The organism is Metabacillus sp. SLBN-84, from assembly GCF_053629595.1.
In genome coordinates, this window is record NZ_JBRJIP010000001.1 from 47,529 (window position 1) to 73,383 (window position 25,855).

The 25,855-nt window shown below is 47.0% G+C and carries 26 protein-coding genes, 2 tRNA genes, 3 rRNA genes and 1 other RNA gene; 5 read left to right on the forward strand and 27 right to left on the reverse strand.

Annotated features, from left to right (window positions below):
* Positions 1 to 134: 134 nt before the first annotated feature.
* Positions 135 to 413, forward strand: a complete 279-nt coding sequence (locus RKD52_RS00245) for an AbrB/MazE/SpoVT family DNA-binding domain-containing protein (protein WP_029286033.1) — start codon at positions 135 to 137, stop codon at positions 411 to 413.
* Between the two features lie 44 nt (positions 414 to 457).
* On the opposite strand, the gene rsmI is transcribed toward RKD52_RS00245, so the two are convergent.
* From rsmI to tadA, 23 genes are all read right to left on the reverse strand, one after another.
* Positions 458 to 1,336: a 16S rRNA (cytidine(1402)-2'-O)-methyltransferase gene (rsmI, locus tag RKD52_RS00250; RefSeq protein WP_454101109.1), complete on the reverse strand. Its 879-nt coding sequence runs from the start codon at positions 1,334 to 1,336 to the stop codon at positions 458 to 460.
* Positions 1,308 to 1,631 (reverse strand): GIY-YIG nuclease family protein, encoded by a 324-nt coding sequence (locus RKD52_RS00255; protein WP_369736015.1) that lies wholly within the window; start codon positions 1,629 to 1,631, stop codon positions 1,308 to 1,310. The genes rsmI and RKD52_RS00255 overlap by 29 nt, the downstream gene beginning before the upstream one ends.
* Complete coding sequence (locus RKD52_RS00260; protein ID WP_454098216.1) at positions 1,618 to 2,361, reverse strand: tRNA1(Val) (adenine(37)-N6)-methyltransferase; 744 nt, start codon at positions 2,359 to 2,361, stop codon at positions 1,618 to 1,620. The genes RKD52_RS00255 and RKD52_RS00260 overlap by 14 nt, the downstream gene beginning before the upstream one ends.
* Before the next feature lie 260 nt (positions 2,362 to 2,621).
* Positions 2,622 to 2,990: a DNA replication initiation control protein YabA gene (gene yabA / locus RKD52_RS00265; RefSeq protein WP_029286025.1), complete on the reverse strand. Its 369-nt coding sequence runs from the start codon at positions 2,988 to 2,990 to the stop codon at positions 2,622 to 2,624.
* A 13-nt stretch (positions 2,991 to 3,003) separates the two neighbouring features.
* Positions 3,004 to 3,831 (reverse strand): PSP1 domain-containing protein, encoded by an 828-nt coding sequence (locus RKD52_RS00270; protein ID WP_029286024.1) that lies wholly within the window; start codon positions 3,829 to 3,831, stop codon positions 3,004 to 3,006.
* A 2-nt stretch (positions 3,832 to 3,833) separates the two neighbouring features.
* Positions 3,834 to 4,823 carry a DNA polymerase III subunit delta' gene (gene holB, locus RKD52_RS00275; protein ID WP_454101110.1) on the reverse strand — a complete coding sequence of 330 codons (990 nt, stop codon included), beginning with the start codon at positions 4,821 to 4,823 and terminating at the stop codon, positions 3,834 to 3,836.
* A gap of 18 nt (positions 4,824 to 4,841) precedes the next feature.
* Positions 4,842 to 5,279: a YaaR family protein gene (locus tag RKD52_RS00280; RefSeq protein WP_454098217.1), complete on the reverse strand. Its 438-nt coding sequence runs from the start codon at positions 5,277 to 5,279 to the stop codon at positions 4,842 to 4,844.
* A 9-nt stretch (positions 5,280 to 5,288) separates the two neighbouring features.
* The gene (locus tag RKD52_RS00285) at positions 5,289 to 5,618 is read right to left on the reverse strand and encodes a cyclic-di-AMP receptor (RefSeq protein ID WP_029286018.1); all 330 of its coding nucleotides are present in this window, start codon (positions 5,616 to 5,618) and stop codon (positions 5,289 to 5,291) included.
* Positions 5,619 to 5,704: 86 nt separating this feature from the next.
* Complete coding sequence (tmk, locus tag RKD52_RS00290; protein WP_454098218.1) at positions 5,705 to 6,331, reverse strand: dTMP kinase; 627 nt, start codon at positions 6,329 to 6,331, stop codon at positions 5,705 to 5,707.
* Between the two features lie 5 nt (positions 6,332 to 6,336).
* Complete coding sequence (locus RKD52_RS00295; protein WP_454098219.1) at positions 6,337 to 7,761, reverse strand: aminotransferase class I/II-fold pyridoxal phosphate-dependent enzyme; 1,425 nt, start codon at positions 7,759 to 7,761, stop codon at positions 6,337 to 6,339.
* 200 nt (positions 7,762 to 7,961) lie between these two features.
* Positions 7,962 to 8,165 (reverse strand): sigma factor G inhibitor Gin, encoded by a 204-nt coding sequence (locus tag RKD52_RS00300; RefSeq protein WP_369736010.1) that lies wholly within the window; start codon positions 8,163 to 8,165, stop codon positions 7,962 to 7,964.
* 669 nt (positions 8,166 to 8,834) lie between these two features.
* A 5S ribosomal RNA gene (gene rrf / locus RKD52_RS00305) occupies positions 8,835 to 8,950 on the reverse strand.
* 90 nt (positions 8,951 to 9,040) lie between these two features.
* Positions 9,041 to 11,971: ribosomal RNA gene (locus tag RKD52_RS00310) — 23S ribosomal RNA — on the reverse strand.
* Between the two features lie 121 nt (positions 11,972 to 12,092).
* Positions 12,093 to 12,168, reverse strand: a tRNA-Ala gene (locus RKD52_RS00315).
* 12 nt (positions 12,169 to 12,180) lie between these two features.
* Positions 12,181 to 12,257: transfer RNA gene (locus RKD52_RS00320), tRNA-Ile, on the reverse strand.
* Between the two features lie 151 nt (positions 12,258 to 12,408).
* Positions 12,409 to 13,946 (reverse strand): 16S ribosomal RNA (locus RKD52_RS00325).
* The 16S, 23S and 5S rRNA genes sit together here with 2 tRNA genes alongside, the layout of an rRNA operon.
* A gap of 258 nt (positions 13,947 to 14,204) precedes the next feature.
* Positions 14,205 to 14,471 (reverse strand): pro-sigmaK processing inhibitor BofA family protein, encoded by a 267-nt coding sequence (locus RKD52_RS00330; protein ID WP_454098220.1) that lies wholly within the window; start codon positions 14,469 to 14,471, stop codon positions 14,205 to 14,207.
* A 64-nt stretch (positions 14,472 to 14,535) separates the two neighbouring features.
* Positions 14,536 to 14,757 carry a YaaL family protein gene (locus tag RKD52_RS00335; protein WP_029286411.1) on the reverse strand — a complete coding sequence of 74 codons (222 nt, stop codon included), beginning with the start codon at positions 14,755 to 14,757 and terminating at the stop codon, positions 14,536 to 14,538.
* A gap of 24 nt (positions 14,758 to 14,781) precedes the next feature.
* Entirely contained in the window at positions 14,782 to 15,378 is a 597-nt protein-coding gene (gene recR / locus RKD52_RS00340) for a recombination mediator RecR (protein ID WP_029286413.1), read from the reverse strand.
* Positions 15,379 to 15,388: 10 nt separating this feature from the next.
* On the reverse strand, positions 15,389 to 15,715 hold the full coding sequence (locus RKD52_RS00345) for a YbaB/EbfC family nucleoid-associated protein (RefSeq protein WP_369736196.1): 327 nt from the start codon (positions 15,713 to 15,715) through the stop codon (positions 15,389 to 15,391).
* Between the two features lie 17 nt (positions 15,716 to 15,732).
* On the reverse strand, positions 15,733 to 17,439 hold the full coding sequence (gene dnaX / locus RKD52_RS00350; protein WP_454098221.1) for a DNA polymerase III subunit gamma/tau: 1,707 nt from the start codon (positions 17,437 to 17,439) through the stop codon (positions 15,733 to 15,735).
* A 177-nt stretch (positions 17,440 to 17,616) separates the two neighbouring features.
* Positions 17,617 to 17,882: signal recognition particle sRNA large type (gene ffs, locus RKD52_RS00355), an RNA gene on the reverse strand.
* Positions 17,883 to 17,967: 85 nt separating this feature from the next.
* Positions 17,968 to 18,459 carry a tRNA adenosine(34) deaminase TadA gene (tadA, locus tag RKD52_RS00360; protein WP_369736194.1) on the reverse strand — a complete coding sequence of 164 codons (492 nt, stop codon included), beginning with the start codon at positions 18,457 to 18,459 and terminating at the stop codon, positions 17,968 to 17,970.
* Positions 18,460 to 18,523: 64 nt separating this feature from the next.
* On the opposite strand from tadA, the gene RKD52_RS00365 reads away from it, so the two are divergent.
* Together RKD52_RS00365 and RKD52_RS00370 are read left to right on the forward strand one after the other, a co-directional pair.
* Positions 18,524 to 19,069, forward strand: coding sequence for an isochorismatase family cysteine hydrolase (locus RKD52_RS00365; RefSeq protein WP_454098222.1), 546 nt, complete (start codon positions 18,524 to 18,526; stop codon positions 19,067 to 19,069).
* 68 nt (positions 19,070 to 19,137) lie between these two features.
* Positions 19,138 to 20,424, forward strand: coding sequence for a LysM peptidoglycan-binding domain-containing protein (locus RKD52_RS00370; protein ID WP_369736192.1), 1,287 nt, complete (start codon positions 19,138 to 19,140; stop codon positions 20,422 to 20,424).
* A 36-nt stretch (positions 20,425 to 20,460) separates the two neighbouring features.
* Here RKD52_RS00370 and RKD52_RS00375 read toward each other — a convergent pair whose 3' ends face one another.
* From RKD52_RS00375 to hppD, 4 genes are read right to left on the reverse strand one after another with little or no spacing between them, the layout of a single operon-like run.
* Entirely contained in the window at positions 20,461 to 21,609 is a 1,149-nt protein-coding gene (locus RKD52_RS00375) for a homogentisate 1,2-dioxygenase (protein WP_454098223.1), read from the reverse strand.
* A gap of 4 nt (positions 21,610 to 21,613) precedes the next feature.
* Entirely contained in the window at positions 21,614 to 22,525 is a 912-nt protein-coding gene (locus tag RKD52_RS00380; RefSeq protein ID WP_454098224.1) for a fumarylacetoacetate hydrolase family protein, read from the reverse strand.
* A gap of 4 nt (positions 22,526 to 22,529) precedes the next feature.
* The gene (locus RKD52_RS00385; RefSeq protein ID WP_454098225.1) at positions 22,530 to 23,138 is read right to left on the reverse strand and encodes a flavin reductase family protein; all 609 of its coding nucleotides are present in this window, start codon (positions 23,136 to 23,138) and stop codon (positions 22,530 to 22,532) included.
* A gap of 18 nt (positions 23,139 to 23,156) precedes the next feature.
* Positions 23,157 to 24,272 carry a 4-hydroxyphenylpyruvate dioxygenase gene (gene hppD, locus RKD52_RS00390; RefSeq protein ID WP_454098226.1) on the reverse strand — a complete coding sequence of 372 codons (1,116 nt, stop codon included), beginning with the start codon at positions 24,270 to 24,272 and terminating at the stop codon, positions 23,157 to 23,159.
* 256 nt (positions 24,273 to 24,528) lie between these two features.
* On the opposite strand from hppD, the gene RKD52_RS00395 reads away from it, so the two are divergent.
* Positions 24,529 to 25,170, forward strand: a complete 642-nt coding sequence (locus tag RKD52_RS00395) for a deoxynucleoside kinase (RefSeq protein WP_282035412.1) — start codon at positions 24,529 to 24,531, stop codon at positions 25,168 to 25,170.
* Complete coding sequence (locus RKD52_RS00400; RefSeq protein WP_029286435.1) at positions 25,167 to 25,835, forward strand: deoxynucleoside kinase; 669 nt, start codon at positions 25,167 to 25,169, stop codon at positions 25,833 to 25,835. Before RKD52_RS00395 ends, RKD52_RS00400 begins: the two co-directional genes overlap by 4 nt.
* The last annotated feature ends 20 nt before the right edge of the window (positions 25,836 to 25,855 follow it).

The window sequence follows — 25,855 nt, forward strand, 5'->3', positions numbered from 1 at the left end:
GCCTATTGAATAGTTTCTGATTGACGTTTATTGGAAACACTGTTATGCTTATGAGGATGAAGATTTTGTCGAATTATGACGAAGTTTAAGAAAAAACACATATAGAACCTTTATTATTGGGAGGAGAACAAAATATGAAATCTACAGGTATTGTACGTAAAGTTGACGAGCTTGGCCGAGTGGTAATTCCAATCGAATTGCGCCGCACACTTGGAATCGCTGAAAAAGACGCTCTTGAAATCTATGTGGATGATGAAAGAATTATCCTTAAAAAATATAAACCAAACATGACTTGCGCTGTAACTGGCGAAGTATCTGACGATAACTTCACTCTTGGCAACGGAAAATTAGTTCTAAGCCGTGAAGGTGCAGAGCAGATCCTTAAAGAAATCCAAAGCAACTTAGTGAAGTAAATACGAAAGACCTGGCGGAAATCCGCCAGGTCTTTTTTTTTATCCTATTCAACGTGATAAGACTGATACACATCTCTCTTCGGAACATTCCGCTCCTTTGAAACCTGTTTGATTGCCTCTTTCGATGACATTCCCTCGTTCACATAATGCGCAACATGCTCTTCAAGCGACAGAGAATCCCACCACTCATCTTCTGCAGGGATGCTGTTGATATCCTGTCCCTCCACAATCAGACAGAACTCTCCGCGGATCTGGTTTTCCTCAGCCCACTTCACAGCTTCAGGTATTGTCCCTCTGATGAATTCTTCAAATCGTTTTGTGAGCTCTCTAGAAAGACAGATACGGCGTTCTCCCAGAATCTCCGCCATTGCTGCAAGTGTTTCTTTCAGCCTGTGCGGAGATTCATAAAAAATCATCGTTTCCGTCCGGTTTGCCAAAGCTTCCAGCTGTTTTTTCTTTTCTTTTTTCTGCCTGTCCAAAAAACCGAAAAAGTAAAAGGGCTGGGGAGTTATGCCTGATGCCACAAGTGCTGTAAGTGCTGCATTTGCACCTGGAAGAGGGATCACCTTTCCGCCTTCAGCAAGGATATCTTCCACAAGCTTGCTTCCGGGGTCCGAGATAATCGGCATGCCCGCATCGCTGACAAGCGCTACATTTTTCCCCTGTTTCATCAGTTCCAGAATTTTAAAGCCGCTTGATTCTTTATTATGTTCATGATAGCTGATCAGCTGTGTACCAATCTCAAAATGATTGCAGAGCTTTTTAGACTCCCTTGTATCCTCTGCAGCAATCACATCTACTTCTTTCAAAATGGAAACGGCGCGGAAGGTCATATCCTCCAGATTGCCGATCGGCGTTGGCACAAGGTAGAGCGAGCCCCACTCTGTGTCCACATTAAAGCTTTTCTGTTCCTGCATCTTCATCATCCTCCCCCTGCCAGAAATCCCAAGCTGTAAAGCGTTCAGGATCAGCAAGAAACTCTTCCTTCTTTCTCCTCGGCAGCTGTTTAAAAGCATATTCCGCCCTCATCGCCGGCCTTTTTGAGGAAAATTGCTTTGCATACAGGAGCTTCACAGGGCCTCTCGCCCGTGTATACTTGGCACCCTTTCCGGCATTATGCTTCTCCAGGCGGGCGGCAAGATCATTCGTATAGCCTGCATAATAACTTCCGTCCCTGCACTCAAGCACATAGAAAAAATGAGTGCTATTGCTTTCCATACAGGATCTCTTTCACTTCATCTGTGTATTCATTGTTCTGATTGTAGACAAAAAGCGGAGGAAGAATCTTCAGATCCGGCTGTCCGCCTTTAATTCCTTCTATCAGCAGGGTATTTGCTTCTTTTCCCTGCTTAGGATATACGAGCTGAATCCGTTTAGGCTCGATTTTGTATTTTTTCATAAGCTCCGTAATTTCAAGCAGTCTGCCAGGCCGGTGAACAAAGGCGATCTTTGCACCCATTCGGGCAAGCTTGCTGGTCGCACATATGACATCCTCAAGCGTGCAGAGAATTTCGTGCCGCGCAATCGCTAAATGTTCATTCTGATTTTGTTCATCCTTCTTCGGCGTTTTGAAATAAGGCGGGTTGCACGTGATCACATCAAATTTCCCGTGGCCAAGTAAGCCCGGCATATCCTTTAAATCACCGTGAATCATCGTGATTTGATTCTGGAGGTTATTATAGGCAATGCTTTTTTCAGCCATTTGAAAAAGCCGCTCCTGAATTTCAACACCGGTAATGTCTGCTTTAGATCTTGTCGAAAGCAGCAGCGGAATCACGGCATTCCCTGAGCATAAATCCAGCACTTTCCCTTTTTGAATCGGCATATAAGCAAACTTGGATAGAAGAACCGCATCTAAACTGAAGGCAAAAACAGACGGACTCTGCACAATCCTTAAATCCTCAGCCAGAAGGTAATCCAAACGCTCATCTCCTGTTAAATCGACCATCGTAAAATCCTTTCTTTCTATATAAATATCAACAAAAGCGCAAGTGCCAAGGCCCGCTCCGATAGGCAGATATGAATCCGGCAGAAAAGTCCGGGTCCCGCCTTTTTTGTTGTTCTGACAGAGGATCTAGGCGCTTACGCTTGCCGAGGATAAACTATCCATATCCTTACATTCATTATAATATCCTTAACAAGAACAAATCCGTTCAGAATATTTCTTTTCAGACCTTAAAAAAAGCTTCCCCTCGCAGGAAAGCCCGGTTATTTCTTATTAAGAAAGGAAAGACAGAACAAACAGTCTCCGTCTTTGCGGACACTTCCATAGTGAACATTGCATATATGGAAACCTTCCTGATAGAGACGGGCCAGGTTATCATAGCCCTCTCCAATGTCCACAATCTTTGAATCCATTCCCTGTTTATCTGTATGCTGTTTCATCTGCTTCTTTTGATCTGCTGCAGCTGCTGTTGCATTCAGGCGTCTGCGGAGGTTATCATTTTCAATCTGAAGATGATGATTCTCCTCAAGCAGGCCGCCAAGGTGATGCTTCAGCTCTCCAAGCTGTCTGTACAGGGAACCGATTTGTTCTTCCATGCTGCTTACAGATTCAAAGATTTCTTTTTTATCCACTTGTTCCACCTCATCAATCTGTGGATTTCATTGGAACAGCGCCTTCTTTCATTAATTCTTCCCAAGTAAATTCAACCACGCGGTCTTTTTCTGAAAGTTCAACCTGCAAAACCCGTTCCAATATATTTAACCCGACTACTTTTCCTGTGCCTATCGGCGTGCCGATTGACTCACCGATATCAGGAAGCTGTTCTTTGGCAGATTCATATTCATCATTTTCATATTTCAGGCAGCACATAAGCCTTCCGCACAAGCCGGAAATTTTTGTTGGATTGAGCGAAAGGTTCTGATCTTTCGCCATCTTGATGGAAACCGGTTCAAAATCGCCAAGGAATGTGGAGCAGCAAAGCATTCTGCCGCAGGGTCCGATGCCTCCAAGCATCTTTGCCTCATCCCTGACGCCAATCTGGCGCAGTTCAATGCGCGTTTTGAAAATAGCCGCCAGATCCTTTACAAGCTCCCTGAAGTCCACGCGGCCATCTGCTGTGAAATAAAAAATAACCTTGTTCCGGTCAAATGTATACTCAACATCTACAAGCTTCATATCAAGCCGGTGCTCTGTCACCTTATGCTGGCAGACCTCATACGCCTCTTTTGCTGCATGATGGTTTTCATCTACGATCAGGCGGTCTTTTGCATCAGCCACCCTCAGCACTTTTTTCAGAGGAAGAACGATGTCATTCTCTCCAACCTGCTTTTTATGAATGACGACTTTGCCGAACTCGACGCCTCTTACTGTTTCGACAATCACAAAATCTTCGTTTTCTATTTGAAGCCCATTAGGGTCGAAATAATATATTTTACCCGCTTTTTTAAAGCGGACACCCACTACATCGTACAATTCTATCCCTCCTGCAAAGATAAAACCAATTGCTCCATCAGTAATTGTGGACTCACATTCATCTGGAGTCTTTTTTTTGCTTCTAATATAGAAGTGATTTTTTCAAGGATCTTTTGTCTGGATACTTGAATGGCATGTTGTTCTAACTGTGGAAGCAGATCTTGATAGATAACATGATCTGTATTGCCTATTTGGATGGAAAGAATGTCTTTATATACATATAAAAGCAAGTCAAAAGCCATGTCCTGCTGTTCTTTTTCAGCGAAAAAAGGCACCCATTGCGTTTGAACCTGGACGAACGCCTGTCCATTTCGCTTAAAGATCACTTCATACAATTTTATCACTACACGTCTTGCCTGTGCAAACCAATCATCTCGACTTAATTCGAGCGCTTTTTCAGAACTGTTGGTCATTCTTGCAGCGAGTCTTGCATAATTAGCAGGCACATCCTGCTTTAGCAGCTCCTTTTCAATGGCTGAGACGGGGAGCGGCATGAAAGTGAGCGTCTGGCATCTTGAGAGAATAGTGTCAAGCATCTGATGCACTTGTTCGGTCAAAAGAATGGCCATCGTGTCCGCGTTTGGCTCCTCCAGGAATTTAAGCAGGCTGTTTGCGGCATTTGCCGTCATTTTATCAGCGTGGGAGATGATATACAGCTTTTTGTTTGATTCTACCCCTGTTTTTGTAAACTCTTCCTGAAGACTTTGAATCTGCCATTTTTTTATCGAAAGTCCATCCGGCTCCACCAGATGCAGATCAGGATGGTTTCCGGAATGGATGCGCTTGCAGTTTCTGCATGTCTCACACGGCTTATGCCCGTCCGGTTTTTCACAAAAATAGCTTCTGGCGAGAAGAAGACTGACTTCCTTTTTTCCGGTACCTTTTTTCCCTTCAAAAAGGTACGCGTGAGCAAGGCGGTTCTTCTCAAAGCTGTTTCCAAGCAGTTTAAGGACTCTGGGCTGGTACTCTTCTAAATCATTCCATGTGCTCATCGTCATTTCTATCACTCTTTACGTATAAAGGTTCATTAAAAGGCCTTTGATTTCGCCTATTTTTGCCAGTATGTCAATGGAGGACTGCTCCTCCTGAAGCAAAGCATCTGTCAATTCAATCAGCTGCCGGTCAATTTCCAATACGGTTGTATGATTTCTGCTGCTGCCGGTGAAATCAAAACTCGAGGACTGTTTCAGCTGCAGTCCGTATTCTACAGCTTCTTTCATCATCCGCTTTACAAGGGATTTGTACCGCGCAAGGTCCCTCATATTGCGGGACTTGGCTACACGGCGGCCGGCTTCCTCCACACTTGCAAGCATTCCGTTCAGCTGATGCATATGCAGCTTCGTCTCCTGTTTTTGCACGAGCTCGGAAAACGGACGGCTTGCACCGGAAGGCATAGGGCCTGCATTTCGTTTATCCGGCGCTGTGCGGAGATCCTGATTAATTTTCATATCGTCACCTTAAAAATGGTGAAACTGTTCAATCGGAAGAACAAACACCGTCGCTCCGCCGACCTCTACTTCAACAGGATAAGGGACATAGGAATCCGCATTTCCTCCCATTGGAGAGACGGGTGCCACCAGCTGTTCTCTTGACTGGCAATTTTCCCTGATGACAGATAATGCCTTCTCAACCCGGGCATCTTCTGTCCCAATCATGAACGTTGTGTTCCCGGATTTTAAGAAACCGCCCGTTGATGCAAGCTTTGTCGCTCTGAAATTATGTTCAACCAATGCACTCGACAGCTTATTGCTGTCCTGGTCCTGTACAACCGCAATGATCATTTTCATCATGTATGCCTCCTTATAGTTTAACAGCTATCTTTCTATAAAGCATTGTTTCATTTATGGTAATTGTATTCCCATTATATCAGCGTTCACTTTAAATAAGGAATTAAAACTTCCATTACGTCCCGGCACACATCTTCAAGACTCTGATCGGCGTTGATCACTTTGATCCGGTCCGGAAATCTTTCTATCGTTTGTTTATACCCTTCCTGAACTTTCTCATGAAAATCCATCTTTTCAAGATCAAGCCGGTTCACTTCACGGCCGTCATTGCGGCTGATCCTCATCAAACCGCGTTCAGGAGCGATATCAAAATAAATCGTGAGATCAGGCATGACCCCGTCAATGGCAAACAGATTGATGGAGTATACCTCTTCTGTGCCAATCCCGCGCGCATATCCCTGATAAGCAAGAGAACTGTCAATAAAACGGTCGCAAATGATCAGCTTTCCTTCATTTAATGCCGGAATGACTTTTTCAACCATATGCTGTCTTCTGGCAGCTGCATAAAGCAGCGCTTCTGTTCTTGCATCCATCTCCGTATTTTCTTTATTTAAAATCACTTCACGGATCTGTTCGGCAATCCGGATTCCTCCGGGTTCTCTTGTAAAAACAGCCTCAATGCCTTTTTGTTTAAACTCCTCATGAACCTTTTGCAGAACAGTCGTTTTCCCTGCTCCCTCCGGCCCTTCAAATGTAATAAACGTCCCTTTCACTACAATCACCTTTTCTGTATATAAACAGCAAGCTGTTCATCTTTCAATGCCTGTCCGCCCTGAAAGCGCGCTTTGCATGCCATTAATGTTCTGATCTGCCTCACATGCTCCTCGGTAATGACTTCCCCTTCCATTAAAAGAGGAATACCCGGCGGATACGGAATAACAGCCTCTCCGCTTAACAGCCCGGCTGCATCTTCAAATGATGCGACTTCTTTACTATACCCATTTAATTCCCCGTACGATAGGGGAAGCATACTGATTTTTTGATTTTCTTCCTTATATAAAAGCGGATCAAATGGAATTCTTCCCTCATCGCCCTTATCAGAAGAAAAGAGGAATGAATCTGCCTGATTGCTGCTGAGAGGCAAAACAAGAAGAACATTTTGGATATCTGCAAGCTCTGTATAGACTCCCTGCTCTTCAAGGCGGCGCTGAAGCTCAAACCCTGAAAGCCCGGCTGCAGACCTGATTGTCAGTTTTAAAGGATCGATGATTGCGCGTTTATCCATTGTCGTGACAATTTCAACCTCTTTGTTCGCCTCCACGCTTTTTTTAAAGACGTCCACAGCTTGCAAGATTTCATCCGCACCTTTGGATAAAACAAGCTTCTCCATATACTCCCTTGCCAAATCAAGCGAGGCCATAATAGGGTATGAAGGGCTGCTGCTTTGAAAAACAGACAGATAGTATGAAAGCCTGTTCCGATCAATCAGCCCGCCATTCACATGGAGGAATGACCCCATTGTCATCGCAGGAAGCGTTTTATGAGCGGACTGAACAACAGCATCAGCCCCTGCTTCAATTGAAGAAGCAGGGAATGGCATGCCGGGAACAAAGTGAGCGCCATGAGCTTCATCCACCAAAACAGGAATTCCTTCTCTGTGAGCAAGTTCCACCGCTTCTCTGAGGTCTGCAGTGATACCGTAGTAATTCGGATTTGTCAAAATGAGTGCCTTTGCCTCCGGAAACCTTTTTACAGCTTCTTTCACCGTCTCTGTCTCCACATAGGACGGAACACCGTACGCTTCGTCCATCCTTGGTGAAAGAAATACCGGCTTTGCCCCGGAGAGCCTGATGGCATTAATGATTGACTTGTGGCTATTGCGCTGAACCAAAACAGGCTTTCCAGGCTCACAGCAAGCCATAATCATCGCCAAATTCCCGGAAGTTGACCCGTTCACAAGGAAAAATGTTTCATCTGCCTGATACAGCTCAGCAGCCAGCCTCTGCGCCTCCAATATGGGGCCGCTTGGATCATGAAGGTCATCAAGTCCCGTGATCTCCGTTGCATCAAGCCTGAGAACGCTCCTGAAATCTCCTGCAGCCTCCTCCGGAAAAACCTTTCCATACTTATGCCCCGGCACATGAAACGAAACCGGGTTTTGAAGCTCATGCTTCTTTAATGCTTCATACAGCGGTGCTGCCATCTAACGAAACCGTCCTTTATTATGTCTTATTGCCATTATATCAATAGAAGCCCGCCGAAAAAAGCGCAAGCACCGGAGTCAGGTCTGACAGACCTGGCCGGCAGATTCGATCCAGGCTGTTTTGCGGACGCTTGCGCCTGAGAAATAAACATGGACTTCCTAATGCGCATAAAACAAAAAAAGCCGCCTGTGACGGCAGCTTAAGAATAGAGCGGCGGTGTTTTCACCCTCCGCAGTTTATCAACGTAATAGGCGTACTTGGGATCTTCCGTTTCTGTCTGAATCATATCAGTCTCGCAATCTGTACAAACAAAACTTGTATAGAGATGAATTCCCTTCACCTTTTCTGTATCGCATATAATACACGTTTCCCCAGCCGGTTTCTTCACATCTTCCGAATTCACTGTTCTCCACCTCCATACAAGCAGTTTTGCCACAGATCCACTGTTGTATACAAAATTTCGAATACTCATTCCCTCTCCCATTGTATGCCGGTGAGCCCAAATCGTGTATGTCTATATAAAATAACCGGGCTGCAGGGAGAGGCGTTCTTTTTTTATAGAACATGCAGGATCTACTTGCTTTCATTTAGGCCTTTTGCTTACCCTCTGATATCGTTTTACGGTTTAGCAGGGTACGATTCGAGACTTTGCTTACCCTCTAACATCGTTTTACAGTTTTACAGGGTACGATTCGGGGGTTTGCTTACCCTCTAATATCGTTTTACGGTTTTACAGGGTACGATTCGGGTGGTTGCTTACCCTCTAATATCGTTTTACGGTTTAGCAGGGTACAATTCGAGACTTTGCTTACCCTCTAATATCGATTTACGGTTTTACAGGGTACGATTCGAGACTTTGCTTACCCTCTAATATCGTTTTACAGTTTTACAGGGTACGATTCGGGCGGTTGCTTACCCTCTAACATCGTTTTACAGTTTGCCAGGGTACGATTCAGTTGATCCATTACCTTCACTCAGGCGCAAATACCCTTGCCCGGATTAAATTTACCTACATCCTATTCTTTTCCGAACAACAAAAAAGAACAGCATCTCTGCTGTCCTCTTTCTGCGTGCCTGGCAACGTCCTACTCTCACAGGGGGAAACCCCCAACTACCATCGGCGCTAAAGAGCTTAACTTCCGTGTTCGGCATGGGAACGGGTGTGACCTCTTTGCCATCATCACCAGACAATATGCAATTGGTTGAAAGAAGTTATTCTTTCAAAACTGAGTAACGTTTGATAACAAGATTCACGTGCAATTTACGCTTAGTTATACTGTGGTTAAGTCCTCGAACGATTAGTATCTGTCAGCTCCACACGTCACCGCGCTTCCACCTCAGACCTATCAACCTGATCATCTTTCAGGGTTCTTACTCACAAATGTGATGGGAAATCTCATCTTGAGGGGGGCTTCATGCTTAGATGCTTTCAGCACTTATCCCTTCCGCACATAGCTACCCAGCGATGCCTTTGGCAAGACAACTGGTACACCAGCGGTGCGTCCATCCCGGTCCTCTCGTACTAAGGACAGCTCCTCTCAAATTTCCTGCGCCCACGACGGATAGGGACCGAACTGTCTCACGACGTTCTGAACCCAGCTCGCGTACCGCTTTAATGGGCGAACAGCCCAACCCTTGGGACCGACTACAGCCCCAGGATGCGATGAGCCGACATCGAGGTGCCAAACCTCCCCGTCGATGTGGACTCTTGGGGGAGATAAGCCTGTTATCCCCGGGGTAGCTTTTATCCGTTGAGCGATGGCCCTTCCATGCGGAACCACCGGATCACTAAGCCCGACTTTCGTCCCTGCTCGACTTGTAGGTCTCGCAGTCAAGCTCCCTTGTGCCTTTACACTCTGCGAATGATTTCCAACCATTCTGAGGGAACCTTTGGGCGCCTCCGTTACATTTTAGGAGGCGACCGCCCCAGTCAAACTGCCCGCCTGACACTGTCTCCCAGCCCGGTAAGGGCTGCGGGTTAGAATTTCAATACAGCAAGGGTAGTATCCCACCAATGCCTCCACCGAAGCTGGCGCTCCGGCTTCCAAGGCTCCTACCTATCCTGTACAAGCTGTACCAAAATTCAATATCAGGCTGCAGTAAAGCTCCACGGGGTCTTTCCGTCCTGTCGCGGGTAACCTGCATCTTCACAGGTACTATAATTTCACCGAGTCTCTCGTTGAGACAGTGCCCAGATCGTTACGCCTTTCGTGCGGGTCGGAACTTACCCGACAAGGAATTTCGCTACCTTAGGACCGTTATAGTTACGGCCGCCGTTTACTGGGGCTTCGGTTCAAAGCTTCGCTTGCGCTAACCTCTCCCCTTAACCTTCCAGCACCGGGCAGGCGTCAGCCCCTATACTTCGCCTTGCGGCTTCGCAGAGACCTGTGTTTTTGCTAAACAGTCGCCTGGGCCTATTCACTGCGGCTTTTCAGGGCTATTCACCCTAAAAAGCACCCCTTCTCCCGAAGTTACGGGGTCATTTTGCCGAGTTCCTTAACGAGAGTTCTCTCGCTCACCTTAGGATTCTCTCCTCGCCTACCTGTGTCGGTTTGCGGTACGGGCACCTCTCACCTCGCTAGAGGCTTTTCTTGGCAGTGTGGAATCAGGAACTTCGGTACTAAATTTCCCTCGCCATCACAGCTCAGCCTTATATGGGAAGCGGATTTGCCTACTTCCCGGCCTAACTGCTTGGACGCGCATATCCAGCAGCGCGCTTGCCCTATCCTCCTGCGTCCCCCCATTGCTCAAATGGTGAGGAGGTGGTACAGGAATATCAACCTGTTGTCCATCGCCTACGCCTTTCGGCCTCGGCTTAGGTCCCGACTAACCCTGAGCGGACGAGCCTTCCTCAGGAAACCTTAGGCATTCGGTGGAGGGGATTCTCACCCCTCTTTCGCTACTCATACCGGCATTCTCACTTCTAAGCGCTCCACCAGTCCTTCCGGTCTGGCTTCGACGCCCTTAGAACGCTCTCCTACCACTGTTCGTAAGAACAGTCCGCAGCTTCGGTGATACGTTTAGCCCCGGTACATTTTCGGCGCAGAGTCACTCGACCAGTGAGCTATTACGCACTCTTTAAATGGTGGCTGCTTCTAAGCCAACATCCTGGTTGTCTAAGCAACTCCACATCCTTTTCCACTTAACGTATACTTTGGGACCTTAGCTGGCGGTCTGGGCTGTTTCCCTCTTGACTACGGATCTTATCACTCGCAGTCTGACTCCCGAGGAGCAAGTCTTTGGCATTCGGAGTTTGACTGAATTCGGTAACCCGATGAGGGCCCCTAGTCCAATCAGTGCTCTACCTCCAAGACTCTCATACTCGAGGCTAGCCCTAAAGCTATTTCGGAGAGAACCAGCTATCTCCAAGTTCGATTGGAATTTCTCCGCTACCCACACCTCATCCCCGCACTTTTCAACGTGCGTGGGTTCGGGCCTCCATTCAGTGTTACCTGAACTTCACCCTGGACATGGGTAGATCACCTGGTTTCGGGTCTACGACCACGTACTAATTCGCCCTATTCAGACTCGCTTTCGCTGCGGCTCCGTCTCATCAACTTAACCTTGCACGGGATCGTAACTCGCCGGTTCATTCTACAAAAGGCACGCCATCACCCGTTAACGGGCTCTGACTACTTGTAAGCACACGGTTTCAGGATCTTTTCACTCCCCTTCCGGGGTGCTTTTCACCTTTCCCTCACGGTACTGGTTCACTATCGGTCACTAGGTAGTATTTAGCCTTGGGAGATGGTCCTCCCGGATTCCGACGGGATTTCACGTGTCCCGCCGTACTCAGGATCCACTCTGGAGGGAACGAAGTTTCGACTACAGGGTTTTTACCTTCTATGACAGGCCTTTCCAGGCCGCTTCATCTACCCCGTTCCTTTGTAACTCCGTATAGAGTGTCCTACAACCCCAAGAGGCAAGCCTCTTGGTTTGGGCTGATTCCGTTTCGCTCGCCGCTACTTGGGAAATCGCATTTGCTTTCTCTTCCTCCGGGTACTTAGATGTTTCAGTTCCCCGGGTCTGCCTTCAGTACCCTATGTATTCAGGTAAAGATACTGTTCCATTACGAACAGTGGGTTTCCCCATTCGGAAATCTCTGGATCAAAGCTTACTTACAGCTCCCCAAAGCATATCGGTGTTAGTCCCGTCCTTCATCGGCTCCTAGTGCCAAGGCATCCACCGTGCGCCCTTCATAACTTAACCAAAAATTGGTCAATCGTTTGTTTAGACTGTAAAGTCTAAGAAAAATCACTATGGTAAGCGTAAATCTCAGTGAATTACTTGTTATCAATTACGTTATCCAGTTTTCAAAGAACAACTTTCTTGGTGGAGCCTAGCGGGATCGAACCGCTGACCTCCTGCGTGCAAGGCAGGCGCTCTCCCAGCTGAGCTAAGGCCCCGTATTAAAGAGATGGTGGGCCTAAATGGACTCGAACCATCGACCTCACGCTTATCAGGCGTGCGCTCTAACCAGCTGAGCTATAGGCCCATCTCATATAAGGATAAAAGAGACGATTGCGACGAACAAAAAAGCACGCGCATGACGTTCTCGCTTACTTGTAAAGTAAACTTCCTATTTAAATGGAGAACAAAGTTCTCTCAAAACTAAACAAAAACCAAAAGCGACCTCATATCCTTAGAAAGGAGGTGATCCAGCCGCACCTTCCGATACGGCTACCTTGTTACGACTTCACCCCAATCATCTACCCCACCTTAGGCGGCTGGCTCCTTGCGGTTACCCCACCGACTTCGGGTGTTGCAAACTCTCGTGGTGTGACGGGCGGTGTGTACAAGGCCCGGGAACGTATTCACCGCGGCATGCTGATCCGCGATTACTAGCGATTCCAGCTTCATGCAGGCGAGTTGCAGCCTGCAATCCGAACTGAGAATGGTTTTATGGGATTGGCTAAACCTCGCGGTCTCGCAGCCCTTTGTACCATCCATTGTAGCACGTGTGTAGCCCAGGTCATAAGGGGCATGATGATTTGACGTCATCCCCACCTTCCTCCGGTTTGTCACCGGCAGTCACCTTAGAGTGCCCAACTGAATGCTGGCAACTAAGATCAAGGGTTGCGCTCGTTGCGGGACTTAACCCAACATCTCACGACACGAGCTGACGACAACCATGCACCACCTGTCACTTTGTCCCCCGAAGGGGAACCTTCTATCTCTAGAAGTGGCAAAGGATGTCAAGACCTGGTAAGGTTCTTCGCGTTGCTTCGAATTAAACCACATGCTCCACCGCTTGTGCGGGCCCCCGTCAATTCCTTTGAGTTTCAGTCTTGCGACCGTACTCCCCAGGCGGAGTGCTTAATGCGTTAGCTGCAGCACTAAAGGGCGGAAACCCTCTAACACTTAGCACTCATCGTTTACGGCGTGGACTACCAGGGTATCTAATCCTGTTCGCTCCCCACGCTTTCGCGCCTCAGCGTCAGTTACAGACCAGAGAGTCGCCTTCGCCACTGGTGTTCCTCCACATCTCTACGCATTTCACCGCTACACGTGGAATTCCACTCTCCTCTTCTGCACTCAAGTTTCCCAGTTTCCAATGACCCTCCCCGGTTGAGCCGGGGGCTTTCACATCAGACTTAAGAAACCGCCTGCGCGCGCTTTACGCCCAATAATTCCGGACAACGCTTGCCACCTACGTATTACCGCGGCTGCTGGCACGTAGTTAGCCGTGGCTTTCTGGTCAGGTACCGTCAAGGCACCGGCAGTTACTCCGGCACTTGTTCTTCCCTGACAACAGAGTTTTACGATCCGAAAACCTTCATCACTCACGCGGCGTTGCTCCGTCAGACTTTCGTCCATTGCGGAAGATTCCCTACTGCTGCCTCCCGTAGGAGTCTGGGCCGTGTCTCAGTCCCAGTGTGGCCGATCACCCTCTCAGGTCGGCTACGCATCGTTGCCTTGGTGAGCCGTTACCTCACCAACTAGCTAATGCGCCGCGGGCCCATCTGTAAGTGACAGCCGAAACCGTCTTTGAATGTCAAACCATGCGGTTTGACATAGTATCCGGTATTAGCTCCGGTTTCCCGGAGTTATCCCAGTCTTACAGGCAGGTTGCCCACGTGTTACTCACCCGTCCGCCGCTGATCTCCGAAGAGATCCGCTCGACTTGCATGTATTAGGCACGCCGCCAGCGTTCGTCCTGAGCCAGGATCAAACTCTCCGAAGAAAATTTGTGACTCATAAATGTTGCTGACTTAAAAAATTTAAAACGTTTGGTACGCTTTTGGTTTTGTTTAGTTTTCAAAGAACTTTTGATGTCGCATCGTCTTGAAGCGACCTCCTTAATATATCACGCGATGTCCTACTAAGTCAATAACTTTTTTGAAGAAGTTTTTGTTAATGTCATCAGCGACGTTTATTAATATACCACCGTGTCATCGGGGTGTCAACAAAAAAATAGAACAGGCAGTTTATTTTGCCCGTTCTACGTTAAGATCACCATTTTGATTACGATAAGCGCCGCCACTCCGGGCAATCCGAGCAAGCCCGAGATGGCTGCTGTTGTCCAGTTAATAGGAATGTGCAGGTCAATGCTTGTACCGAATGCATTAATAAAAAATAGAAACAATGCGCCTACAACAATCTTAGCCATCGCCTGCCCGATCCATCTCATTGATTTCATCGGGGCGCCTGCCACAAGAAGCAGAACGATGATGCCTCCAAGAATGGAAAAAACATATACAGGTTCCATTCCACCACTCACTTTCATCGTTACTTTCTACATATCTATGAAAGGATGGTAAAAATAGAACAAGCTATTTCTTTCCGATGGTGATATTTCTTTTCTTGGCTTCTCTTAATAAGAAGAAGTATTTAGACTGGGAAACCTTAAGTTCATAAAGGATTTCCGGCGAGGGCTCCACGCTTTTGTCAACAAGCTGCTTTCTGTGATTCCATTCACTTTTCATATGGAGGAGGTCGTCAATAAGCAGCTGATCATATTCTTTTCTGAGCCAGCCTTTTCTGCGAAAAAACATTGAAAAATTCCCCTTCCTCCTGTTTTAAAGCTCCCGTCTGCCTTCAAGCGCTTTAGAGAGTGTCACTTCATCTGCGTATTCCAGGTCTCCTCCCACAGGAAGACCGTGTGCGATTCTCGTCATTTTAATCCCTGCAGGCTTCAAAAGCCTTGAGATATACATAGCCGTCGCTTCTCCCTCAATGTTGGGATTGGTCGCCAGTATGATTTCCTGGACAGAATCATCCTGCAGCCTTTTAAGCAGTTCAGGAATTTTAATATCCTCCGGACCAATTCCGTCCATTGGAGAAATGGCTCCTTGAAGGACATGATAAAGGCCTGTGTATTCTTTCATTTTTTCCATGGCAATGACATCTTTCGGGTCCTGCACGACACAAATCACAGATTTATCTCTTCTTTGATCCTCGCAAATGTAGCAAGGGTCCTGATCTGTGATATGTCCGCATACAGAGCAGTACGTCAGATTCCTTTTTGCATTAACAAGCGCTTTTGCAAAATCCAAAACGACGTCTTCCTTCATGTTCAGGACGAAAAAAGCCAGGCGGACCGCCGTTTTGGGGCCGATTCCTGGCAATTTCATAAAGCTGTCAATCAGCTTTGATATAGGCTCTGGATAATGCATCCCATTCCTCCTAGAACATGCCTGGCAAGTTCATGCCTTTTGTGAATTTGCCCATTGTTTCGTTCGTCAGATCATCCATTTTTTTGAGTGCATCGTTTGTAGCTGCAAGCACAAGGTCCTGAAGCATTTCGATGTCATCCGGGTCCACGACTTCCGGCTTGATGTTTACATCAGTGACTTCTTTGTTGCCGTTGATTGTCACAGTGACCATACCGCCGCCTGCAGATCCTTCAATCGTTTTTGTTACAAGCTCTTCCTGTGCTTTTGCCATGTCTTTCTGCATTTTCTGCATTTGTTTCATCATCTTCTGCATGTTTCCCATTCCGCCACGGTTCATTAATAATCTCCTCCAAATCAGTCTTTTATTTCAATGAGGTCTGCACCCACTAATTTTTTCGCCTCGGCGATCAGCGGGTCCTCGTTTTCATCAGGGGTATTGCCGTCATCATTCTGACGCTGATCACGTATGTAATCCTCTCTTATTTTACCCCATTCCTGCTCAGGAACGCCAACCATTTCCAAGGTCCGTCCTGTAAGAGAAAGCAAAATGGCTTCCATATTGCTGCGGACACCGTTATTATCGTCCGCCACCATCTTGCAGTGGATTTCATATTTAAATTTTAGCACAAACGCAGTCTCTGATGCTGCGACAGGTTCACTGTCCGTCAGAAGCGCTGCATGGGATACTTTATTTTGTCTTCGGAGCTCTTCAAGGAGTTCTCCCCACTTGCCCTTAATGGCAGCAAGGTTTGGCTTTGTTGCATCTTTCAGGATTTCCTGAATCCGGCCAGAAGGGACTTTATATCCGCCGCGGATTGTCTTAGATGCTTTTTGCTCTCCCTGCTGCGCCTGCTGCTGCCCGCCTTGTGGCACGCCCTGCTTTTTCAGGAGTTCAAGTTCCCCGGACAATTTCTTCACCATGGCCTGAAGTTCGCTGTAATCGCCGCCTCCGCCTTCGCTGCCCGCTCTGCCTTTGCCCTCAAACTCTGAAAGCTTCACAATGGCAACCTCAAGGAAGATGCGCGGATGGTTTGTCCATTTCATTTCCTGCTGGCTCTTGTTCAGCACATCAATCGCATGGTAGATGGCATCAGTCTGAATTTCTTTCGACAGGCTGACAAACTGATCATCAGCCGTCACTCTTTCAAGTACCTCTTCAAGCTGCGGAGCTGTCTGGTAGAGGAGCAGATCCCTGTAATAGTAGATAAAGTCTTCTGTAAGCTTTGATGCATCCTTCCCCTGGTTCATCAGCTCATCGAGTGTCTGCAGCGCACTCGATACATCTTTTTCATGCATGGAATGAATCAGGTTTCCAATCATCGCCTGGGATACAGAGCCTGTAATGAGCAGGGCATCATCAAGCGTCACTCTTTCATCACTGAAGGAAATCGCCTGATCAAGCAGACTGAGCGCATCACGCATTCCTCCGTCTGCAGCGCTTGCAATGACCTGAAGTGCAGACTGGTCTGCGATTATCTTCTGATCATCAATAATCTCCTGCATCCTTCCCACAATTGAAGCTGCCGTGATCCGTTTAAAATCAAACCGCTGGCACCTTGAAATGATGGTGAGAGGAATTTTGTGGGGTTCTGTTGTCGCCAGAATAAAGATGACATGTTTCGGAGGCTCTTCAAGCGTCTTTAACAGGGCATTGAACGCGCCGATTGAAAGCATGTGAACCTCATCGACGATATAGACTTTATATTTAACCGATGATGGTGCATATTTTACTTTATCCCGGATATCCCGGATTTCATCTACTCCGTTGTTTGAAGCAGCGTCAATTTCAATTACATCAGAAATAGAGCCATCTGTGATTCCCCGGCATGCTGAGCATTCATTGCACGGCTCTGCAGCTGGCGCTTTTTCACAGTTGACTGTTTTAGCAAAAATCTTGGCAGCGCTCGTTTTACCCGTTCCCCTCGGCCCGGAAAAAAGATACGCGTGCGAGAATTTATCTTGCAGCAGGGCATTTTGAAGCGTTCTGGTAATATGTTCTTGACCTACGACATCATGAAATTGCTGCGGCCGCCAAACACGGTATAAAGCCTGATAACTCACATAACGCCCTCCTTCAAATTCATCCTTTCTATTATACCTTATGGAAACAGGAATTTACAAAGCCCAAAAAGGGGTCAGTCCCGCACTGCATTAATGCAGTGCGGGACTGACCCCTTTTTGAAAAAAATAAAAAACCCATCCTTCATCAGGATGAGCTGATTATTATAAGTTAAACTGCCGTGCACCTTCCGTCGATTAGTGCCCATAAGCGTTACTTAAGCAGTTAGCTCGGCCCAGGCAACCCTGCGGCACATGAGAGATTCCACTTAATGCTGCTTCCTTCCGGACCTGACATGGTTCATGGATTCCCATTGCGCAGGACCCAGACGTCAACACCACTTACTTAAGGCAGGCCCTACAGACAGCTAACCTCGGGAAAGGGATTCGGCCTCGCTAGAGCGGATTGCGAGTACAGGGCACCGCTACCTCCCCGCTTAGCACGGCAAAATTGATACCTAGTTTAGGTGCGCCGTTTAGTACGACGCATAACCTAGTATATAAGGTTTTACCGAAAATTGCAATCTCCAGCTACTGTAAATTTTTTGAAGAAGCCTTCAGCGCTTTTTTCTTTTCACGCAGTTCTCTGAAAAAATCACTGAGCAGACGCCCGCATTCTTCTTCAAGTACACCCCGGGTCACTTCTGACTGATGATTAAATCTGCTTTCATCCAGAAGATTCATCAGTGTTCCGGCACAGCCGCCCTTCGGATCTGCAGCGCCGTAAACGACCCGCTTCACTCTTGAGAGCACAATCGCACCTGCACACATCGGACAAGGTTCAAGAGTAACGTACATTGTCGCATCTTCCAGTCTCCATGATCCTGTCCGTCTGCATGCTTCATCGATGGCAATCATCTCGGCATGGGCAATTGAGCGCTGGTCCGTTTCTCTCAAGTTATATCCTGTGCCAATCACTTCATCGTTCAGAACAATGACAGCACCGATCGGCACCTCTCCAATTGCTTTTGCCTTAAGCGCTTCTTTGACCGCCAGTTCCATGTACATCTGATCTTTATCCATTATGTGCTCCTTATAGATTCAGGCAGGTTGGCACAAGCTAGGTTTAGTAAAGGAGTGAATGGCTTTGGATAAAAAAGCAGCCTGTGCCCTGCTGATTATTGATATGATAAATAATTTCGACTTCAAGCACGGCGAAACGCTCGCCGCTGAAGCAAAAACAGTGTCGCAAAACATTTATACTCTGAAAAAGAAGCTGCAGCAGCAAAATGTTCCTGTCGTCTATATAAATGATCATTATAAATTATGGCAGGCCGATTTTCAAAAGATATCGGAGACCTGCACAAATGAACGGAGCAAACCGATTATCGACCAGCTCTATCCGGATGATACCGACTATTTTTTAATCAAGCCCATGCACTCCGCCTTTTACGGAACCGCATTAAATGTACTCCTTGATCACCTTCAAGTTAAGCATCTCATTTTAACAGGCATTGCCGGAAACATTTGCGTGCTTTTTTCAGCCAATGATGCCTATATGCGAGGCTATCGGCTTTCCGTCCCCGCAGACTGCATTGCATCAAATGATAAGCACGACAACGAATATGCCCTGCGGATGATGAAGAATGTCCTGCAGGCGGATATATCCGCTTCCCCTCATATAAAAATATAACATGCTCCCGCTCATTTCCTCATAGAATGTAACAGAGAAAGTATGACGAATGAGTGAGGGGATTCAATATGCAGATACATATTGTCCGGGAAGGACAAACATTATACGGCATTGCCCAGGCGTACAGCACGACTGCCGAAGAGATCATTCAGACAAACGAGATCCCAAATCCCGGCCAGCTTGTCGTCGGCCAGACTATTGTTATTCCGATCAGGGGGCGTTTCTACTGGGTGCAGCCCGGCGATACCCTCTGGTCCATCAGCAAAAAGTTCGGCACTACCCCAAAAGAGCTTGCAGAAATAAACGGGATCCAGCTCAACACCCAGCTTCAGATCGGATTCAGGCTCTATGTTCCCGAACGCCCTAAACCAAAAGCAGAGTTTAACGCCTATATAGAGCCGTCCGGCAATCAGGTCAGCCCGAACCTGGAGGAAAGCGCCAGAGAAGCAGCTCCTTATTTAACATACCTCGGCCCGTTCAGCTTCCGCATCCAAAAAGACGGAACACTGAAAGAACCTCTATTAAATGATTTTGCCAATATCGCAAAGAAAAACAAAGTCACGCTGATGATGATTGTAACGAACCTGGATGATGACGGCTTCAGTGATGAGATTGGACGGATTGTTCTCAACAATCAGGATGTCCAGAATAAGCTTTTAAACAACATCGTTGCGACAGCAAAGAAATACGGATTCAGGGATATTCATTTTGACATGGAATATTTGCGTCCGGCAGACAGAGAAGCCTATAACCGTTTTTTGAAAAAAGCAAAAGCAAGATTCAAGAAAGAAGGATGGCTGATCTCAACCGCTCTTGCACCGAAAACAAGTGCAGATCAAAAAGGCAAGTGGTATGAAGCCCATGACTACAAGGCTCATGGGGAAATTGTTGATTTTGTCGTCGTCATGACATATGAATGGGGATACAGCGGGGGACCTCCTATGGCAGTGTCTCCGATCGGCCCTGTCCGCGAAGTGCTCGACTATACGCTTACAGAAATTCCTGCGGGAAAGGTCATGATGGGGCAGAATCTCTATGGCTATGACTGGACGCTTCCGTTTAAGCCGGGAGGACAGTTTGCAAAAGCCATAAGCCCGCAGCAGGCCATCCGTCTCGCAAGCCGGTATAACGTCCCGATTCAATATGATATGAAAGCTCAGGCGCCGCACTTTAATTACCGTGCAGAGGACGGCAAAGAACATGAAGTCTGGTTTGAAGACGCACGATCCATCCAGGCGAAATTCGATTTGATGAAGGAACTGAAGCTGCGCGGTATGAGCTATTGGAAGCTCGGGCTTTCCTTCCCGCAGAACTGGCTTTTGATTACCGACAATTTCGAGGTCGTGAAACGTTAAAAAGCAGCCGCCAGGCTGCTTTTTCTGATTGCTTTCCTATTCAATCCATGTATACATATAGTCTTTATCTTCAATTTCCTGTGCTTTCTTCACAACGTTAAGCGGCCGGAACGTATCAATCATGACAGCAAGCTCCAGGGTATCTTTTTTCCCGATGCTTGCTTCCGTCTTCCCTGGATGAGGCCCATGGGGAATGCCGCTCGGATGAAGCGTGATCGATCCACGCTTAATTCCTTTTCTGCTCATGAAATTTCCTTCAGCATAGTAAAGAAGCTCATCACTGTTCACATTGCTGTGATAATAAGGAGCCGGAATGCTCTCCGGATGATAGTCGTACATCCGCGGCACAAAGGAACAGACAACAAAATTGTGCCCTTCAAACGTCTGGTGAACAGGCGGCGGCTGATGGATACGGCCTGTAATCGGCTCAAAATCTTCAATGTTAAACGCCCATGGATACAAATAGCCGTCCCACCCGACGACATCAAAAGGGTGATGCCCCAGGATGTGCCTGTGCATATATCCTCTGGATTTTGTCAGAACTTCGAACTCTCCCCGCTCATCAAAGGTAATGAGTTCCTCAGGACCGCGAAAATCCCTCTCGCAAAACGGGCTGTGCTCAAGCAGCTGACCGTACTCGTTTCTGTACCGCTTCGGCGTCGTAATCTGACTGCACGATTCAACGACGAGAAAGGCTGTCTCTGTCTCAGGTTGAATTCTGTAAATCGTCCCGATGGGAATCAAGATGTAATCTCCTGAACGATAGGTGATCACACCGAACATCGTCTCCACTTTTCCGCTCCCTTCGTGGACAAAAAACAGCTCGTCGCCATCTCCGTTGCGGTAAAAAGAGGACATTGGCTTATCTGCTTTGATGACGCCTATTAAAAGATCGTCATTTCCCAGAAGATACTCCCTGGCACTCAGGGCATCCCCCTTCTCTGTCACAGCATCTGTGAAAAAGTGCCTGTGCTTTAATGAATCTGTCTTTTCATATTCCGGCATGCACGGCTGCAGCAGCTCAGATTTCACCACTTCAGTCGGCATATAATGATGATAGAGAATCGACTGCACCCCTGAAAAGCCTTTCGTTCCCATCACCTGTTCCCTGTACAGGCTGCCGTCTTCTTTTTTAAACATTGTGTGCCTCTTATGCGGGATCGTGCCAAGAGTCCGGTAATACATCCTCTCACCTACTTTTAGCTGTGATTTTGTTTTTCAGAGAACCAAGGCCCTCAATTGTCAGTTCAACTTCATCCCCAGGCTGCAAATAACGGTGCACCTCTTCTCCAAGCTCAAGAATACAGCCTGTGCCCACAGTGCCTGAACCAATGACCTCTCCCGGATACAGCGTCACTCCGGCTGATGCCCGTTCAATCATTTCGCCAAACGAATAATAGCAATCCCGTACGTTGCCCCTTGAGAGCTGCTTACCATTAACAGCTGCTTTCATCTCGAGATCAAGCTTTGGTCCGAGTTCATCCGCGGTTACAAGAAAAGGACCGAGCGAGGTCGCAAAATCCTTTCCTTTTGCAGGACCGAGGCCGACTTTCATCTCTGCCTGCTGAAGATCGCGTGCACTCCAGTCGTTCATAATAAAGTACCCGAATATATACTCACCTGCGCGCTCAGCCGGAATATCACAGCCTTCTTTTCCAATCACGCAGGCAATCTCAAGCTCATAATCCAAAGCCCCGCATCCGGGAGGAACTTCGATGGCATCCCCCGGCCCTTTAACAGCCAGATGATTTGAAAAATAAAAAACCGGAAACTGATACCATTCAGGCACAACGTCAAGCCCTCTTTTCCCCCGTGCTGTTTTCACGTGCTGCTCAAACGCATAAAAATCACGGATGCTCAGCGGCCTTGGAAGAGGAGCTGCAAGCCTTTCCTCCTCAAGCTCATAAACCCCTGCATCCCCGGCACGAAATGGTTTAAGACTCCTGATGAAATCAGTATACCGTTCATAGTCCGCTATCAGACGGAGAAGATCCCGAGGCAAATACCCCCCGCTTGCCGCATGCATATCGATGATCAAATCTCCCTGTATCCATCCTGCCCTCAGTTGTTGATCACCCGTTTGAAAGGTCACAAATTTCATCCCATCACCTTCTGACAATTTCAAATGTGTCACTCATCGGCTTTGTATACTGATTCCCCGCCAGGCGGCCAATCGGATTCAGCTTCCCTGTATCAATTTTGCCGTCATAGAAAAGGGCATCGTCAACATGGACGTGAACGACCTTGCCGATTACAAGACTTCCGGCCCCGGCATGCTCTCCAAAGTGAAGGACGTCATGAAGAATGCACTCCAAGTGCACAAGACTTTCCTTTACCCTTGGAGGCGAAACAGCAGCGCTGGTTATTTTCGTCAGCCCGCTCTCCTCAAATTCGTCCGCATCCCGCGGGAATTCTCCGGCACACAGATTCATCTGTTCGCCAATCTCTTCGCTGACGATATTAATGACAAACTCTTTCGTCTGTTCAATGTTAAGAAGTGTATCTTTTTTCGTTCCGTCTGTCCCCCTTCTCATGGGAGAAAAACAGACCATCATCGGTTCTGCTGAGATCGCCGTGAAAAAGCTGAACGGTGCGAGATTGGCCGTCCCGTTTTCATCTAATGTAGAAACAAACGCAATCGGCCTCGGCAAAATCGAACCGATCATGAGCTTATAGGCATCTTTCCAATGGAGCGAGTCAGGCTTTACATCCATGTCCATCACCTTCCGCGTTTACAGATTTCCCCGCCGCTCCTGCTCTCTTTCAATCGACTCAAAGAGCGCTTTGAAGTTTCCGTCTCCGAAACCTTTTGCCCCTTTTCTCTGAATGACTTCAATGAAAACCGTTGGACGGTCGACAATCGGCTTTGTGAAGATCTGCAGCAGATATCCTTCATCATCGCGGTCTACCAGAATGTTCAGTTCTTTCAGCTTATCAATTTCTTCGTCTATATCCCCTACCCGCTCGCTCAGCGTTTCATAGTAAGCATCAGGAGTATTCAGGAACTCAACACCATTTTTCTTCAGGATGGCGACTGTTGAAACAATATCCTCCGTTAAAATAGCCAAATGCTGCACGCCCGGTCCTTTGAAGAACTCAAGGTATTCCTGGATTTGAGATTTTCGTTTTCCTTCAGCCGGCTCGTTAATCGGAAACTTGATCCGGCCGCCGTTGTGCATCACCTTTGACATAAGAGAAGAATATTCTGTACTGATATCCGAATCTGTGAAATGCCTCATTTCCTTAAAGCCCATGACTTTCTCATAATAGGAAACCCATTCCTGCATGCTTTCTACATTTCCAACGACATGATCAACCCCGATAATGCCGGCTTCTGTATAAGGAATCCTCATTTCCGCTTTTTCATACCCCGGCATAAAAACACCCTTGTACTCTTTTCTCTCAATAAGAGAATGAATGGTGTCCCCGTACGTGCCGATAACAGCTTTTTTTACTATTCCATGGTCATCCTTTAATTCAAATGGAGGGGTGATCGAAATGGCTCCCCGCTCAACAGCCCCTTTGTAAGCCTTTTCAACATTATCCACGACAAGGGCAATATCCCTTACTCCGTCACCATGTTTTTTAACAAATTCAGCGACACGTGAGGTATCATTCAAAGAACCTGTAATCATCAGACGGACTTTTTGCTGCTGCAGGACGTAGGAGACTGTCTCTCTGTTGCCGGTTTCAAGACCGGAGTAGGCGACAAGCTTAAATCCGAAAGCCGTACAGAAATAATGCGCAGACTGCTTGGCATTTCCTGAATACATTTCCAAATAATCAACATCTTTTACCGGAAAAAAATCCTCTGTCACTGCATCCATTGCAACTGTTTCCTCACGCATAAAAATCCCTCCATTTTATGAATATTAGTACTATTCCGAATCTATCATACGGAAAATGAAACAAATGAGGCAAGAGTTCAAAGTAAAGCTAGAACGCTTTTCTGCAGTGATGCGGACCGGCATAATTCCCTCCTTTCCATGGCAGGATAATTGGAAACTTTTCTTTTTTGGGAAATGCCCGCTCTTTTCCTATTAACACTGTGATACAATGAAATTTGTCTGTTTTGATAGATTTTTTTGCGTAGGAGGACACGTGATGAATGGCGTACCGTTTATTACTGTGGAAGGACCGATTGGCGTAGGGAAAACTTCACTTGCAAAGGCGATAGCAGAACACTATCACTTTCATTTGCTGAAAGAAATTGTGGATGAAAATCCGTTTCTCGGCAAATTTTATGAAAACATCGAAGAGTGGAGCTTCCAGACAGAAATGTTCTTCCTCTGTAACCGATATAAGCAGCTAGAAGATATTGCCCAGTTGTTTTTGAAAAAGAGTCAGCCGGTTGTGGCAGATTACCATATCTATAAAAACCTCATTTTTGCAAAGCGCACTCTTAAAAAAGAACAATACGATAAATACCTCGACATATATTCCATTTTGACAAGCGACATGCCAAAACCAAACTTGATCATATACTTAGATGCAAGTCTTGAAACGCTTCTCGCGAGAATCGACAAGCGCGGAAGAGAGATCGAGAAAAAGATAGAACCGGGATACCTGAAGCAGCTGTCCGAGGATTATGAAGTGGCCATGTCACAATGGGAAAAGGAACACCCGTCCATCCCTGTACTGAGGTTCAGCGGGGACGAGCTTGATTTTGTCCAAAACGAAAAAGATTTGGCCTATATCTTTAAGCGTCTGGATGAATCTTTACACGAAGGAGCTAAAGCTAAATGAATTTGAGAGAAAAATACAGCATACCGAACAATGCTGTGATTACTATAGCGGGCACTGTCGGCGTCGGCAAGTCGACGATGACCAATGCGCTTGCAAATGCCCTGAACTTCCGCACCTCATTTGAAAAAGTAGATACAAATCCGTATCTTGATAAGTTTTACGCAGATTTTGAAAGATGGAGCTTCCACCTGCAGATCTACTTCCTCGCAGAACGCTTCAAAGAGCAAAAGCGCATCTTTGAATATGGCGGCGGATTTATTCAGGACCGTTCCATTTATGAAGACACAGGCATTTTCGCAAAAATGCACTACGAAAAAGGGACGATGACAGAAGTTGATTATGAAACCTACACGAATCTTTTCGATGCGATGGTCATGACGCCTTACTTCCCTCACCCTGACCTTCTGATTTACCTCGAAGGCAGCCTTGACGACATTCTGTCCCGCATCAAAGAGCGCGGACGCCCGATGGAGCAGCAGACACCTGTTGCCTACTGGGAAGAAATGCACCGCCGCTATGAAGACTGGATCAACAACTTCAATGCGTGCCCGGTGCTGCGCCTGAACATCAATGATTACGACATCATGAATGACGAAGGTTCCATCGAGCCGATCGTTGAGCGCGTTGCCCATTTTATTGAGCAGACCAGACTGCTGAAAAAATAACCGATTTAAGCCTTTTTCGA

Coding starts and splice junctions, on each gene's coding strand:
- recR (WP_029286413.1), bottom strand. CDS start 15,378: ATGCATTATCCAGAGCCTATATCAAAGCTGATTGACAGCTTTATGAAA.
- RKD52_RS00285 (WP_029286018.1), bottom strand. CDS start 5,618: ATGAAAATGATCATTGCGGTTGTACAGGACCAGGACAGCAATAAGCTG.
- RKD52_RS00400 (WP_029286435.1), top strand. CDS start 25,167: ATGAATTTGAGAGAAAAATACAGCATACCGAACAATGCTGTGATTACT.
- hppD (WP_454098226.1), bottom strand. CDS start 24,272: ATGCGTGAGGAAACAGTTGCAATGGATGCAGTGACAGAGGATTTTTTT.
- RKD52_RS00335 (WP_029286411.1), bottom strand. CDS start 14,757: ATGTTTTTTCGCAGAAAAGGCTGGCTCAGAAAAGAATATGATCAGCTG.
- rsmI (WP_454101109.1), bottom strand. CDS start 1,336: ATGAAGATGCAGGAACAGAAAAGCTTTAATGTGGACACAGAGTGGGGC.
- RKD52_RS00330 (WP_454098220.1), bottom strand. CDS start 14,471: ATGGAACCTGTATATGTTTTTTCCATTCTTGGAGGCATCATCGTTCTG.
- holB (WP_454101110.1), bottom strand. CDS start 4,823: ATGAGCACATGGAATGATTTAGAAGAGTACCAGCCCAGAGTCCTTAAA.
- RKD52_RS00375 (WP_454098223.1), bottom strand. CDS start 21,609: ATGTATTACCGGACTCTTGGCACGATCCCGCATAAGAGGCACACAATG.
- RKD52_RS00380 (WP_454098224.1), bottom strand. CDS start 22,525: ATGAAATTTGTGACCTTTCAAACGGGTGATCAACAACTGAGGGCAGGA.
- RKD52_RS00255 (WP_369736015.1), bottom strand. CDS start 1,631: ATGGAAAGCAATAGCACTCATTTTTTCTATGTGCTTGAGTGCAGGGAC.
- tadA (WP_369736194.1), bottom strand. CDS start 18,459: ATGGATAAAGATCAGATGTACATGGAACTGGCGGTCAAAGAAGCGCTT.
- RKD52_RS00280 (WP_454098217.1), bottom strand. CDS start 5,279: ATGAAAATTAATCAGGATCTCCGCACAGCGCCGGATAAACGAAATGCA.
- RKD52_RS00370 (WP_369736192.1), top strand. CDS start 19,138: ATGCAGATACATATTGTCCGGGAAGGACAAACATTATACGGCATTGCC.
- RKD52_RS00385 (WP_454098225.1), bottom strand. CDS start 23,138: ATGGATGTAAAGCCTGACTCGCTCCATTGGAAAGATGCCTATAAGCTC.
- RKD52_RS00295 (WP_454098219.1), bottom strand. CDS start 7,761: ATGGCAGCACCGCTGTATGAAGCATTAAAGAAGCATGAGCTTCAAAAC.
- RKD52_RS00260 (WP_454098216.1), bottom strand. CDS start 2,361: ATGGTCGATTTAACAGGAGATGAGCGTTTGGATTACCTTCTGGCTGAG.
- RKD52_RS00395 (WP_282035412.1), top strand. CDS start 24,529: ATGAATGGCGTACCGTTTATTACTGTGGAAGGACCGATTGGCGTAGGG.
- RKD52_RS00245 (WP_029286033.1), top strand. CDS start 135: ATGAAATCTACAGGTATTGTACGTAAAGTTGACGAGCTTGGCCGAGTG.
- RKD52_RS00345 (WP_369736196.1), bottom strand. CDS start 15,715: ATGAACCGTGGCGGAATGGGAAACATGCAGAAGATGATGAAACAAATG.